The following is a 13,517-nucleotide window of genomic DNA, read 5'->3' on the forward strand; positions in this document are numbered from 1 at the left end:
CCAAAGTCGCTGGTCCGAAACAAGCTGACGCTCACTTTCACCTCCTATCGAAGGTGGGATCTCGGCGACTTGTTCGATCTGTCCATATCTGTTCCGCCAGACTGCGTAGCAACCAGAGGGGAAGAGGGGATCTCGGGAGTGTGCATGTGGGGCGCCTTTCTCTGTTCACGCGCCAATTGCGCATGAGTTCAGTATCGAGCCTCCAACGCTATCCTCAGGAAGGTGCGCGCCGACCCTCAGAGTTGGTGTGCCGGATGTCTCCTCACACCACCGGATAAGCATCCGCGATCTTCACTCCCGTCTTGTAGTGAACCCCCGGCTGCGCCACGAAGCTGACGTTACTCTTGGCCTCGAACAGCACGATGATGTCCGAGCCGCCGAACTGGAAGTAGGCCAGTTCCTCGCCCTTGCGCAGGGTGACGCCGACCTCGGCGGTGACGATCACCGACGAGACCTGGCACATGCCTATGGGCAGCACCGCGACCAGGCCGATGGGGGTGTCGAGCACGATCAGGCCGCGGGCCTGGGCGAACTGGTAGCCGGCGGCGTCCGGGGCGTCGAAGGCGCGCAGGGGTTTGAGCTTGTGGGCGCCGTTCTCGTCGCCGGCGACGGGCTCGGCCACGACCTCCAGATAGACCTGGCCGGGGATGACGCGGGCCTCCAGCACCGTGCCGCCCACCGGCGCGTGCTGGCGGTGGTAGTCGTTGGGGCCCAGGAAGGCGTGCATGAAGAGGCCGTTCTTGAAGCGGTCCTTGTAGGGGCTGCCCTCCATCAGCTCCTCGATCTTCCAGTGCAGGTTCTTGACCGTCACGTGGCTGTCGGTGCGGATCTCCCACTGGCCGGCGAAGGTGGAGTCGGCGGGCGAGACGATCACGCTCTGGTCGGCGATCGCCGCCACCGGCCGATAACCCGGCTTGAAGTTGCGAGCGAAGAACTGGTTGAAGGTCTTCCAGCCGCCGTGCGGCTCGATGTAGTCGCCCAGATTATAGCTCGGCGACTTGCGGAAGCTCTCCAGCGAGGCCGGGGTCAGGGACTCCGGCGTGTCGAGGAAGGCGCCCATCGCGTCGGCATATTCGACCAGCCAGGCCGATAGCGGCGTCAGCGGCGCGGCCTTGTCCAGCGGCACGACCTTGTTCTGCAGCTCGATCACCGCATCCTGATCCAGCACGAAGTAGAACTTGCAGAGCTTGTTGTAGACCTCGCGGCCGGGCTCGTTCTCACTGGGGACCCAGCGCAGGAAGTCGTTGATGTAGACGTAGTAGCTCTCGAGGTCGTTCAGGTCGGCCAGCTGCGGGATGTTCCACGCGCGGGCCTGGGCGACGGCCTTCTCGAACCGCGCCTCCCAACCGTGATCCTTGATCAGCGCCTGCAGTTTCAGGACCACCGGATGCCAGTTGCTCATCACGTCCTCCAAGGGCTGTTACGGTCGAGCGCCTTATGGCTGCATCGATAAATTTAACTCTCCATAGTTGTATTGCATGAGCCTTCACGCGTAAAGCGCACTGCTCGTGATTTGCTTTCAGTGCAAATCCGACGGCTTGGGTGAGTTTTGCATTCAGTGCAAAAGTTAATATGCGTCAGACTCGGACGTACGCGCTGTCGCGGCCCGTCGACTCACGCGAAGGACGCGTGCAGAGTAGGGGTGTTGAGGGCGGAGGTTGTCGTGTTCGCGGTGACGCGGTTCTGCGTACAGGCCTTCGGGCGGCGGGGCGGAGCCCTGATGCCGACCGAGGTGCGGGAGTGCTATTTCGAGGAGGATGCGCGGCGTGAAATGGAGGTCCTGGGGCGGCGATCGTCCGGCGTGGCGCTGTATCGCGTGCGCGGAGAACCACTGTCGGGCCTCTGGGGCAAGCCGGCGCTGATCGCGCGCTGGGGCGAGATCCTGGCGCTGGAATAGCGGAGGATTATCCCACCTTTTTCAGGGTTTGACCGATCTCGACCAGTTGCTGCCGCTGAACGGGCTGGAGCTGGTCCCAGATCGACCAGATGCCTTCCGAGGCTTGCGGGTCACGCATGATCAGGTCGGCTGGCTCGCAGCGATAGATGGTCGCCAGGGCTTCCAGCACGTCCTGCGAATAGCCGGTCTCGCCGCGCTCGACGCGCGACAGCTGGGCCACCGAATAGGGATAGCCGACCTCGAGCTCCAGGCGTTCGACCGCCTGTTCCAGGTTCATGTCGCGATGCTTGCGCCAGGCGCGGATGAAGGTCTTGCCGCGTCGCTGCGCCTTGGCCTGCCGGTCGGGTGTCATGCAAATCCCACGGAGGAGCGAAAGGGAGAATGTCCAGCCATTAAACACAAAATTTGCTTGCCATGCAAATTTGTATTTGGTACAAATTGGATATTCCGAGAACTCCGCCCTGGCGACGCGAGCCGGGCGGTTCTCCCTGAAATTCCCATCCATCGGCTCAGCCGCAGGAAGCTCCAGATGATTCCGATTCACGGGACCGGTCCGGCCGGTCATGCGCCTTTCCATGTCTATACCGCACGCCGCACCGAGGCCGATCGCCGGCCGCCGCGCGCCATTCTCACGGGCCTGCTGATGGGGGATCCGCGCCCCGACCGCTACGCCGTGTCCGAGGCGATCCGCACCCGCCTGTGCGGCGCGGTCCCGGACGAGCCCGTCGTCCCAGCCAAGGTGCTGGCCGTTCTGGAGGCCCTGGCCGACGGCCCGCTGACCCTGGCCGACCTCGCCGACGAGATGGCCGTCAGCCTGTCGGCCGGCAGCGATCGCGCCCAGGCCGCACGCCTGATGGGTGTGGTCGAGCGCCTGGGCGGCCGGCCGTGCCGGATCAGCCTGACGGCCGCCGGTCGCGCTATCCTGGAGGAGCAGGGCGGGTGAGCGGCCTGCAGGACGAGGTCGCCGAGGGCGCCATCGACCATGCCGTCCGGGCCTGCGGGCCGCGCAAGCCGATGCTGTGCGCGATCATCCGCGCCGCCGGCCGGATGCTGGCCGAGAGCGAAGGCCATGACTTCGTCGCCCAGGTCTGCGCCGGCGAGGCCCGTCGTCACGCCCTGGCCGAAAACCGACGCGGCGTCCGGTTCGGGCGCTGAACACATCGATCCGAGAAGGGGACTCATCATTAGCGTTCAAGTCATCCGTCCCGAGGGGCTAACCTCGACCGAGCTTACCGACCTGGCCCGCGCCGATCGCGCCGCCAGCCTGGCGATCAGTCCCGCCGGCCGCCAGGCCGCGCGCGAGGCCATGCTGCGCATCGCCGGCGCCCAGCTGGCGCGCGGCGAGCAGGTCGAGATCGCCGCCGGCTTGGTCGAGACCGTGGCCCTGGCGCGTGCGCGCGGCGAGCAGGTCGAGGCCGACAACGGGGCCTTGCGGATCTCCAGCCGTGACGGCCTGCGCAGCCTGCGCCAGGGCGGCCATATCACCGACGCCCACTACGCCGTCGCCCTGCTGTACCGCGCCGGCTTCGAGGCGCGGGGCCGCGACCTGCGCGCCGCCAGCCTGGAGCCTAGCCATGGCGGCGGCCACGACAACGACCGCTTCGTCGCCGCCCGGCTGCGCCGCGCGCGCATGCTGGACTTCGTGGCCCGCGCCGACCGCGCCGTGGCCATGGCCGATAAACCCATGGCCTTGCGCCTGCTGCGCTCGGTGGCGGGCGAGGGGACCAGTCTGTCGGTCTGGGGCGCGGGTCGCGCCTTCACCCGTAATCGCGAAGTCCTGGTCGAGACTTTGGATCTCGTCGTAACCCTGGCCAAGCAGATCGCACGCGACCGCAAAAGCAAGAACATTTAGTGAACAAATTGATTGACCGCCAGGAAGGTAAAGGGTTTAATCTGATCATTCTCGGAGATGTGCCCCTTACGGCGCTTTCGACCTCCGAAGACTGAAATCCCAACCTTCAATCTCTTCCGGATCCAGCGCTCGACTTGAGTTGCCGGACCGGTTGCTCGTGAACCCGTCCTTCTACCGAGGGACGGGTTTCCCGTCTCGCCCATCCAGGGACCACCGACATGATCCTCGCCCCCAGCGTCGGGAGCCTCGCGGCTCTCGCGACCCTTCCGCTCGTCTCCGCTCCGGCGGTCCGCCGATGAGCGTGCTGAAGATCCGCGCGGCGCTGGAGACGGCGCTGGCTGTGATGAGCCCCGCCCTGGCCACGGCCTGGGAGAACACCGCCTATACGCCGACGGCGGGCGTACCCTACCAGCGCGTGTCGATGCTGTTCGAGCCGCCGGTCAACACCGAGTACGGCCGAAGCTTCCAGCAAGGCGGCATGTTCGTCGTCGCCCTGTGCTGGCCGCAAGGCGCCGGCATAGCCGACCTCGCCGCCCGCATCGAGCTGCTGCGCGCGGCCTTCGCCCGCGGCGCGGCCTTCACCGCCGACGGCCTGACCACCCAGGTCGCCCGCACCCCTCTCATCCTGGCCGCGATCCTGGAGGGCGACCGCTACGTCGTGCCCGTCCAGGTGCCGTTCCTGGCCACGATCACCAGCTGACGGCGGTCTCCGCCCGAAGGGGCCGGCCCTGGGCCCGGCCCGATCTCCACCCACCCCGATAACTACGCAGGAGCAGATCCCATGGCAGTCGCCCAGGGCATCAACAAGAAGACCGTCTACAAGAAGCAGACCGGCCTCGGCGCCGGCGCGACCGGCTCGGGCGGCCAGATCGTCCGCCGCACGACCTCGGTGTTCCAGGCCCCGCCGGACACCTTCGAAAGCAACGAGATCGTCAGCCACCAGCAGTCGACGGGCGTCGGTCTGGGCGTGGTCAAGCCGGCCGGCAAGATCGACGGCCTGCTGTCGCCGGGCACCTATGCCGCCCTGCTGGCCTCGCTGCTGCGCAAGGACATGACCGCCGGCGTCTCGGCCACCGGCGCCACGATCAGCGTCGCCGCTTCGGGCCAGAACTGGACCCTGACCCGCGCCGCCGGTTCGTACCTGACCGACGGCTTCAAGATCGGCGACGTTGTCCGCCTGACCGCCGGCGCCTTCAACGCTCTGAACACCCAGAAGAACCTGCTGATCATCACCCTGACCGCCACCATCGCCACGGTGCGTGTTGTCAACGGCTCGGCGATGTTCGCCGAGGCCAGCATTCCCAGCGCCACGGTCGCCGTCTCGGGCAAGAAGTCGCTGGTCCCGCTGACCGCCCACACCAACGACTACTTCACCTTCGAGGAGTGGTATCCGGACCTGGGCCGCTCGGAAACCTATGCCGACCAGCAGGTGGGCCAGGCCGCGCTGAACCTTCCGGCCACCGGCAACGCTACCATCAGCCTCGACACCGTCGGCCGCACCCGCACCCTGGGCGCCGCCCAAGTGCTGACCTCGCCGACGCCCGAGACGGGCACCGACATCCTGACGGCCGTCAACGGGGTGATCCTGGTCAACGGCGCGCCGGTGGCCAATGTCACCGGCGCCCAGGTGACCATCAACGGCAACGCCGCCCACAGCGACGCCGTGGTGGGCTCGAACGTGGTCGACGACATCCAGCGCGGCCGTATCGCCGTGTCGGGCTCGTTCACCGCCAAGTTCGACAGCGTGGCCCTGCAGACGATCTTCGACGGCCGCTCGACCACCTCGCTGGTGCTGGCAGTGACCGAGGACGCCACGGCCAATGCCGATTTCGTGGTCATCAACCTGCCGATGATCAAGCTGACCGGCGATACCCCCGACGACGGCGAGAAGGCGGTGATCCGGACCTATCCGTTCACGGCCCAGATCAACAGCGCCGGCGGCGCGACCCTGGCCACCGACCAGACCATCGTCGCCATCCAGGACAGCGCCGCCTAACCGGCGCGGTCCTTCTTTCTCTCCCTCTCGAAGTCCCCCTCAACTTAGCGGCCGGGTCGCGCCCGGCCGTCCTTTTCCAAGGACAGACCCATGACCAAGTTCTCGACCGAAACCCTGTTCGACCTCACCGACCTGGACGCCGTCGCCGCTGGCGATACGCCGTTCGAGGTCCAATATATCCGCGCCGATGGCAGCGGCTCCGGCGTCTTCCTGCTGGTGCTGGGCGGCCAGTCCGAGAAGGTGCAGGGCGAGGTGAACCGCCTCGTCAACGATCGTCGCAAGAAGCAGGCCGTGGCCGCCGCCATGACGGGCCGCTCGAACCCCGAGAAGGCCGACTTCACGCCGATCGAGGACGACATCGCCTTCGGCCACCGCCTGACCGCCGTCCGCCTGGTCGGCTGGCGCGGCATCAAGCAGGAGTGGTCGGCCGAGAACGCCTTCCGCCTGGTCAGCCGCAATTCCGAGATCGCCGAACAGGTCACTACGGCCTCGAACACCCTCGGAAATTTTATGCCGGCCAAGTCCGCGGCCTGATCGCCTACGCCCGCGAGCAGTTTGAGCTCGCGGGCCGGCAGGACGACGGCGAGCCGCTGCGGATCCACCTGGAGAGCCTGGCCCGCCAGGGGGATCCGGAGGCCGTCTGGCGGCTCGCCAACCCGCCGCCGCTGTCGCCGTACGTCGCCCACCTGTGGGGCTGGTACGCCGACCTCTGCCAGACCCGCCAGAGCGGTGGCTTTGGCCCCTCGCGCCTCTCGCGCCTGGAGATCCAGGCCTGGGAGCGCGACGAGGACGTGCGGCTGGAACCGTGGGAACGCCGGGCCTTGATCGCCCTGGACGCCGAACACCTTCTGACGATGACGGCCCCCGCCAAGGGCGGCTGACCACCAACCGGGCTGCGCCTTCGCAAGGAGGCGCGGCCCGAACTTTTTGGGAGAGCCGCTGTGGCTGATTTGGACGACCTCACCAAAGGCTACAAAGCAGCCGCCGACGCGGCGGCGAAATTCGAGGGCGCGCAGAAGTCGCTGCAAGGCGCGATCGACAAGACCAGCGGCGCGATGGGCGGCTTGGCCGGCCGCGCGACGACGGCTCTCGCCGGCATCACCGCTCTGGAAGAGAAGATCTCCGCGCTGACGAAGTCGGTCGGCGCCTTGGAGGCCGCGCTCTCCGGTGTGAACAAGACACTCATCGCAACAACGGCGCTTTCCGCGCTGAGCGCCGCTGGGATCAACGAATACGCCAAGGCTCAGAAGGGCGTCGAGCAGGCCGCCACAGCGGCCACCAAGACGGAAGAGAGCGCCGCCAAGGCGCGGAGCGCCAGCGCCACGGCGGCGGCTACGCAATCATCCGAAGTTCGGAAGCTGGGTAAGTCGTTGCTCGACGTCTTCATGGAGCTTCGCAAAGGCACGGATCCACTCGAGGTCCTGATCGACAAGGGACCGGCGCTCTGGGGGGTCTTTTCGAATGCGCAGAAGGCCTGCGGCGGCTTTCGCGGCATCTTGAACGCGGCCGCGGGAGAGGTCGCGCCGATCGTCGGCGTGATCGAGTCTTCACTCGCGGGCCTGGCGCCGCTCGCTGCGCCGCTAGCCGCGCCGCTCGCGGGCATTGCCGTGGCTGCGGGCGTCGCCGCCGGGGCGGTGGCCGTCACGGCGCAACAGATCGGCAAGACCGTCGGCGAGAACCTGGACCACCTGCATCTGACCGAAGAGCAGTTGGCCCGCGTCGAGAACAAGGGCGTCACGATGGGTGACGTCCTGTCGGCGGCCTGGAAAGGCGTCGCGGACACCTTGTCGGGTATCTGGAAGAGCGTCGCCGACGCGATCGTCGGGTTCATCGGTCCCGCGCTGAAAGCGGTCGGAGACTTCTTCGGCGGTCTCTACCAGGGCATCATTGACGGCATCATGGCGGTCGTGAAGGCGGCCTTCCAGGTGGTGGGCGGCTTCATCGGCGGAATGCGAGCGGCCTTCGCGGCCCTGCCGGCGGCCATCGGCGATCTCGTGATCTCGGGCGTGAACGCCGCGGCCAGTGGGCTGGAAGCGTTGGCGAACAACGCGATCGGCGTCGTCAACAAGCTTATCCATATGGCCAATGAAGTGGCCGCCAAGCTGGGCATTCCGATCCAGCTGCCGGAACTCGACACGGTTTCGATCGCGAAGCTGGAGAACAAGTACGCCGGCGCCGCGGCGAACCTGGGAAAGGCCCTGGCCAAGGGGACCGCTCAGGGCATCGCCGACGGTGGCAAGGCCTACGACCAGATGGTGGCCGGCGCGACCAAGGCTGTGGCGGCCGCGCGCGACACGCGCGTCATCGGTCAGGCTGGACCCGCGCCGAAGGCCAAGCCGGCGTCCGGCGACGACGGTGACGTTATCAACAACGTCACCAACAATTCGACGAGCAACGTCACCAACAACACGACCAACTACGAGGCCGCCAGCAGCGCCCACGGCGGCTCGGTGAGCAACGTCTCCGCGCAAGCCGGTTCCACGACGGACGCCTACACGCGGGGCCCCGTCACCTACAACCCGGTCTCTGTCCAAGAGCCCCTGGTGGCTCGCCCCGTCGAGGGGAACTTCGAGCCCTTGATCAATACGGGCCTCGATGAGGCCGCCAAAGCCATCGAAGCCGTGCTCGGACCGCTCGACGCCATGGTCGACAAGATGACCAACATCAACGCATTGGCGCCGGAGCTCGGCAAGCAGTTCGAGGCCGCCTTCGGCAAGCAGGGCAAGGCAATGGGCGGGCTGCTGACGAGCTTCTCCGCCTATTCGCTGGAAGTCGCCAAGATCAAGAAGGAAGCGGCAGGCGCGGATCCTTCGCCTGAGCAACGGGAACGGAGCACCCAAGCCCAGATCAAGGGCTATGCCGCAATGGCCGGCGCGGCCAAGGGGTTCTTCGACGAGAACTCCGCCGGCTACAAGGCGCTGCAAGTCGCCGAGATCGCGTTCAACACGCTTCATACCCTGAACACCATCAAGGCGATGGCGCTGGAGACGACGTCGGCCGCGCATACGACGGCGACCCAGGGAACCAAGCAGGCCTCGTACGGCGTCACGGCTTACGCCCACGCGCTGGCCGACCTGCCGTTCCCGTTCAACCTGCTGGCGGGCGCCGCCGTGCTGGCGGCGCTCGTCCAGGTCGGCGTGGCGATCAAGGGCAAGCCCAGCGGTGGGGCTGTCCCCGGCGCCAACGACATGAAGACGCGTCAGGAGGCTCAAGGCAGAGGCTCCGTCCTCGGCGACTCCAAGGCCAAGTCCGAGAGCCTGGAAAAGGCTCTGACCCACGCCCAGGCCTACGAGAACAAGGACCTGGAATACGGCAACGCCATGGTGCGGTCGCTGAAGTCGATCGACGACCAGATCGGCGCGGTGGCCTCGGCCCTGGCCAGGTCGTTCGGGGCTGGCGGGATGCTCAGCACCGAAGGCCTGAACCTGGGCAAGACCGGCACGATGGCGTCGCTGTCGAACTTCGGCTTCTCCAAGTCCACCACGCGCACGCTGCAGGACCAGGGCATCCAATTTGACGCCACAACTCTGGGGGCGATCGCCAATAGCGGGCTTTCGGGCTCGACCTATCAGCAGGTGCTCGAGACCACGAATAAGAAGAAGCTCTTCGTCCTCTCGTCCAGCAAGAGCAGGGTGATCACCGAGACCGGCGCGCTGGATCCGGACTTCCTGGTCCAGGTCACCGGCCTGATCGCGCTGCTGGGCGAGGGGGTCGGCAAGGCTGCGAAGGCGATCGGCTCGACCGACTTCGAGGCCCTGCTGGCCGGCTTCAAGGTCGACCTGGGCAAGCTGTCGTTCAAGGACATGACCGGCACGCAGATCGAGGAGGCGCTGAACGCTATCTTCGGCAAGCTGGGCGACGACATGGCCAAGGCCGCCGTGCCGGCCATCGCCCAGTTCCAGAAGGTGGGTGAGGGGGCTTTCGAGACCCTGGTCCGCGTCGCCCGCCAGTACGAGGTGATCGACACCACGCTGAAGTCGGTCGGCATGGTCTTCAAGACCGTCGGCGTGTCGTCGCTGGAGGCGCGTGAGCGGCTGGTCGACCTGGTCGGCGGCCTCGACAACCTGACGGACCAGGCCTCGTTCTTCGCCGAGAACTTCCTGAGCGAGGACGAGCGGCTGAAGCCGGTGCAGGACTCGGTCGCGAAAGAGCTGACCAGGCTGAAGCTGCCGACGGACCTGACGCGGGAGGGCTTCAAGGAGACGGTCCTGGATCTGGACGTCTCGACCAAGGAGGGCGCTGAGCTCTACGCGGCGATGATGGCCTTGGCCCCAGCCTTCGACAAGGTCGCCACGGCGGCCGAAACCGCGAAGGCGGCGGTCCAGGGCAGAATGGGCTCGATCCAGGATCGGATCGATGAGCTGACCCTGTCTCCGGCCGAGCTGACCGAAAAGCAACGCGCCAAGGAGATGGAAGCGGCGCAGGCCTTGGGTGAATCGGTCGCCGACTTGCTCAAGAAGCAATACGCCCTCGAGGACGCTCAGACCGCCCGGGCCGCCGCCGACGAGGCGGCGACGCGGGCGGCCGAACAGGCCACGAAGGTTGCCGAGGAAACCGCCAAGGCTCAGGAAGCCCACGCCGCGGCGATGCAGTCCCTGGGCAACTCGATCGTCGAGGCGATGAAGCGCGCGGAGGAGCTCGCCGCCAGCCTGCGGTCGCTGGCGGACGAGTTGCTGGGCCAGCTCGGAGCCAGCGGCGAGGCGCTGAGCTATGGCGCGGCCAAGGCGAACCTGGTGGCGGGCGCTCAGGACGGCGAGAAGCTGGAAGGCCTGATCCGGGCGTTCCTCGACGTCTCGAAGCGGGCGTCGACGAGCACGGGCGCCTATCGGGCCGATGTGGCCTGGGCGCGAGGCCTGGCCTTGGCCGAGGCGGACCGACAGGCCGCTCGTCCCGAGGCGCTCGCCAACTTCTGGCGCTTCATCAACACCACCGGCTTCGCCACGGGCGGCAGCTTCGAGGTCGGCGGCTCGGGGGCGCCGGACTCCAAGCTGTTCAACCTGGCCCTGTCGCCCGGCGAGATGGTCAACGTCCGCCGCCCCGGCGCGGCCAACGACAATGGTTCCGGAGGCCTCGTCGCCGAGATCCGCGCGCTTCGCGAGGAGGTGGCGGAGCTGCGCCGGACCGCCGGCAGCATCGATCGAAACACCAGCAAGATGGAGAGCACCTTGACCAATGTCACCGAAGGCGGCCGGGTCATGCTGACGGAGGCCGTGTCGTGAAGGTGGTTCCACCCCTGACGATCACGCAGGCCATGCTGACCAGCACGACGGCGGCGGAGCCGGACACAGCGCAGGGCGAGGTCAACTGGAACAGTTCGACCGCCTATGCGGTCGGCGCCAAGGTCGTGCGGACGACAACGCATCGCGTCTATGCCTGCGTCCAAGCCCATTCGAGCCGTGACCCGGCGACCGACGTGCAAGGTGCATACTGGCTGGACATCGGCCCCACCAATCGCTGGGCGATGTTCGATCTGCTGCGCAACACCGGCACGATTTCGGCGTCCCCCCTGACGGTGAAGGTCGCGCCGGGCATGCGGATCGACTCGATCGCCCTGGTCGGCGTGACGGCGGACACCGCCTCGATCTCGGTCAGCGTCGGTGGTTCGGTCGTCTATGCGTACGAAGACGCCTTGCGGACCCGACAGACCATCAACTGGTACGACTACTTCTTCGGCGCTTACGACCAGAAGGAAACCACGGCCGTTTTCGACGTGCCGCCTTACGTCAATGGCGAGATCACGATCACCCTGACGCGGGTCTCGGGCTCCGTCGCCTGCGGCGGGGTGGTGATTGGCCAGGCGGTTGACCTGGGCCGCACGATCCACGGCGCCGAGAACGACGCGCTCAACTTCTCCAAGATCGAACGCGACGACTTCGGCACCGCTGTCCTGCAGCAACGCCGCACGGTGCCGAAGACCTCGCAGCAGACCCGGATCAAGAAGGCGGCGGTCAATCGCGCCCTGAAGGCCCGCATCGACCTCAACGCCCAGCCGGCCCTGTGGTCAGGCCTGGACGACGCCGCTTCCGGCTACTTCGACCCGCTCCTCATCCTGGGTGTCTACAAGCGGTTCACGATCACGATGGACCAGCCCGACGACGCCCTGATTTCCCTCGAACTCGAAGAGGTCTAACCCGTGCCCGCACAGATCACGGCGCTTCCGACGCCGCCTTCCACCAACGATCCCGCCAACTTCAACACCCGCGCCGACGCGTTCCTGGGGCAGATGCCGACGTTTGTGACGCAGGCCAACGCGCTGGCGACGGAGGTGAACGCCAACGCCAACCAGGTCGCGGCGGAGCGCGTCCAGACGGGTGCGGACCGCACCGCCGCCGCCGCAAGCGCCGCCAGCGCCTTGGGCGCGCCTGGGACGAATGGCTCTTCCACGACGTCGCTGACCATCGGGACCGGCACGAAGACCTTCACCACCCAGACCGGCAAGGCCTGGAGTGCGGGCCAGGGGTTCTTCCTGGCCAGTTCGGCCTCGCCGGTGAACTGGATGACCGGCATCCTGACGGCCTACAATTCTGCCACCGGCGCGGCGACCGTGGAGGTCGACACGATCGGCGGCTCGGGGACCTACGCGGCCTGGAATTGCGGTCTGTCGGCGGGGCGACCGATCCCCGTGGCGACCCAGGCGCAGGCCGAGGCCGGGACGGATGCCGCAAGCTGGATGACGCCTCAACGTGCAGCGCAGTCGGCGCTGGCGTTCGGTGTGCCGGTCGGCGGCGTGATGCAGTTCGCCGCCAACCCCGGCGCTCGATGGCTGCCCTGTACGGGCCTGCTCTACTCGACCGCCAGCTATCCATCTCTGGCGGCCATGATGCCGACGTACACCAATCCCATGACCGTGCGTTTGGCCGGTCAGGGGCACAGGATGGTGTACGGCGCCGGCATTTTCTTGGTGTGGGCGAAGGTGGGGGCAGGAAGTTTCTGGCCGTATACTTCAGTGGATGGCGTGAATTGGACTCAAAGAGCCAACCCGATTCCGAGTAACGGGGTTCCGAACAAACTCATGTTCATGGACGGCATCTTCGTCGTCCTTGGAACCGCCGCGCTCTACACTTCGACGGATGGGATCAACTGGACGACACGCACCCATCCCTTCGGTGGAGCGTTTGCGACCGTATATGGCATCGCTAAAAGCGCCACGCTGTGGATGGCGGTTGGCTACAAGGATAGTGTGTATGTGATGGCGACGTCACCTGATGGCGTCACTTGGACTTCCAAGACACCGCCAGTGGGGGCCGAAACCGCGATGCTTTCCATTGCGTACAGCCCGACGCTAACGCGTTGGCTAATTTTTACCAATGAAAGCATGGCTTGGTATTCTGATAATAATGGTACGAGTTGGTCCCCTAAGGCTACTCCAGGGTTCTATCCAGACGAAGCTTTTTGGGCCTCCAACAAATTCATCATTATTGCGAGCTCAAGCGTGTATTATTCTATGACGGGGGATTCGTACTCGTCGACGAATATGGGCGCGAACCCTCAGTCGTTTTTTTGCGACGGGACTCAGTATCTCGTTGGTGGCCAGAACGGAACGCTTTGGCGTTCAAGTGATGGCGTCAGCTGGACCAATTTCGCTACGATTTCTGGAAGCCCTTACATCATCGGCATCGCGCGAGCAGGCAACAGCGCGACCACGCCGTACGTAGTTTCGGCGGATGGTTCCGGCCTTTACTCCGGCCTCGACATCTCCACCACACAGTTCCTCGTCCCGACCATTGCGGGTTCGCCCAGCGGTTTCGTGGCCTACATCAAGGGGATCTGAC

At 66.2% G+C, this 13,517-nt stretch carries 13 protein-coding genes; 11 read left to right on the forward strand and 2 right to left on the reverse strand.

All coding sequences use genetic code 11. From position 1 onward, the window contains the following. Window positions 1–262 precede the first annotated feature (262 nt). A complete protein-coding gene (locus AC1RR5_RS04205) occupies window positions 263–1,402 on the reverse strand; it encodes a phosphatidylserine decarboxylase (protein ID WP_492919849.1) in 1,140 nt (379 codons plus the stop codon). A gap of 261 nt (window positions 1,403–1,663) precedes the next feature. On the opposite strand from AC1RR5_RS04205, the gene AC1RR5_RS04210 reads away from it, so the two are divergent. Further along, window positions 1,664–1,897, forward strand: coding sequence for a hypothetical protein (locus AC1RR5_RS04210; RefSeq protein ID WP_492919850.1), 234 nt, complete (start codon window positions 1,664–1,666; stop codon window positions 1,895–1,897). Between the two features lie 7 nt (window positions 1,898–1,904). On the opposite strand, the gene AC1RR5_RS04215 is transcribed toward AC1RR5_RS04210, so the two are convergent. Then, window positions 1,905–2,249 (reverse strand): helix-turn-helix domain-containing protein, encoded by a 345-nt coding sequence (locus AC1RR5_RS04215; protein WP_492919851.1) that lies wholly within the window; start codon window positions 2,247–2,249, stop codon window positions 1,905–1,907. 177 nt (window positions 2,250–2,426) lie between these two features. Here AC1RR5_RS04215 and AC1RR5_RS04220 point away from each other — a divergent pair, with 177 nt between their 5' ends. The 10 genes from AC1RR5_RS04220 to AC1RR5_RS04265 all read left to right on the forward strand — a co-directional run bounded on the left by AC1RR5_RS04220 (window position 2,427) and on the right by AC1RR5_RS04265 (window position 13,516). After that, window positions 2,427–2,840 (forward strand): hypothetical protein, encoded by a 414-nt coding sequence (locus tag AC1RR5_RS04220; protein ID WP_492919852.1) that lies wholly within the window; start codon window positions 2,427–2,429, stop codon window positions 2,838–2,840. Further along, window positions 2,837–3,052: a hypothetical protein gene (locus AC1RR5_RS04225; RefSeq protein WP_492919853.1), complete on the forward strand. Its 216-nt coding sequence runs from the start codon at window positions 2,837–2,839 to the stop codon at window positions 3,050–3,052. The genes AC1RR5_RS04220 and AC1RR5_RS04225 overlap by 4 nt, the downstream gene beginning before the upstream one ends. Next, the gene (locus AC1RR5_RS04230; protein ID WP_492919854.1) at window positions 2,967–3,749 is read left to right on the forward strand and encodes a hypothetical protein; all 783 of its coding nucleotides are present in this window, start codon (window positions 2,967–2,969) and stop codon (window positions 3,747–3,749) included. Before AC1RR5_RS04225 ends, AC1RR5_RS04230 begins: the two co-directional genes overlap by 86 nt. 295 nt (window positions 3,750–4,044) lie before the next feature. Next, complete coding sequence (locus AC1RR5_RS04235) at window positions 4,045–4,449, forward strand: phage tail terminator-like protein (RefSeq protein ID WP_492919855.1); 405 nt, start codon at window positions 4,045–4,047, stop codon at window positions 4,447–4,449. A gap of 81 nt (window positions 4,450–4,530) precedes the next feature. Beyond that, entirely contained in the window at window positions 4,531–5,745 is a 1,215-nt protein-coding gene (locus AC1RR5_RS04240; protein WP_492919856.1) for a phage tail tube protein, read from the forward strand. Between the two features lie 90 nt (window positions 5,746–5,835). Beyond that, window positions 5,836–6,279, forward strand: coding sequence for a hypothetical protein (locus AC1RR5_RS04245; RefSeq protein ID WP_492919857.1), 444 nt, complete (start codon window positions 5,836–5,838; stop codon window positions 6,277–6,279). Further along, the gene (locus AC1RR5_RS04250; RefSeq protein ID WP_492919858.1) at window positions 6,165–6,626 is read left to right on the forward strand and encodes a phage tail assembly chaperone; all 462 of its coding nucleotides are present in this window, start codon (window positions 6,165–6,167) and stop codon (window positions 6,624–6,626) included. Before AC1RR5_RS04245 ends, AC1RR5_RS04250 begins: the two co-directional genes overlap by 115 nt. A gap of 60 nt (window positions 6,627–6,686) precedes the next feature. Continuing rightward, complete coding sequence (locus AC1RR5_RS04255; protein ID WP_492919859.1) at window positions 6,687–10,964, forward strand: hypothetical protein; 4,278 nt, start codon at window positions 6,687–6,689, stop codon at window positions 10,962–10,964. After that, window positions 10,961–11,875: a hypothetical protein gene (locus AC1RR5_RS04260; protein WP_492919860.1), complete on the forward strand. Its 915-nt coding sequence runs from the start codon at window positions 10,961–10,963 to the stop codon at window positions 11,873–11,875. Before AC1RR5_RS04255 ends, AC1RR5_RS04260 begins: the two co-directional genes overlap by 4 nt. A gap of 3 nt (window positions 11,876–11,878) precedes the next feature. After that, window positions 11,879–13,516 carry a DUF6242 domain-containing protein gene (locus AC1RR5_RS04265; RefSeq protein WP_492919861.1) on the forward strand — a complete coding sequence of 546 codons (1,638 nt, stop codon included), beginning with the start codon at window positions 11,879–11,881 and terminating at the stop codon, window positions 13,514–13,516. Window position 13,517: the final 1 nt, after the last annotated feature.

The sequence above is a fragment of the Caulobacter sp. GW821-FHT11E11 genome, assembly GCF_058808315.1.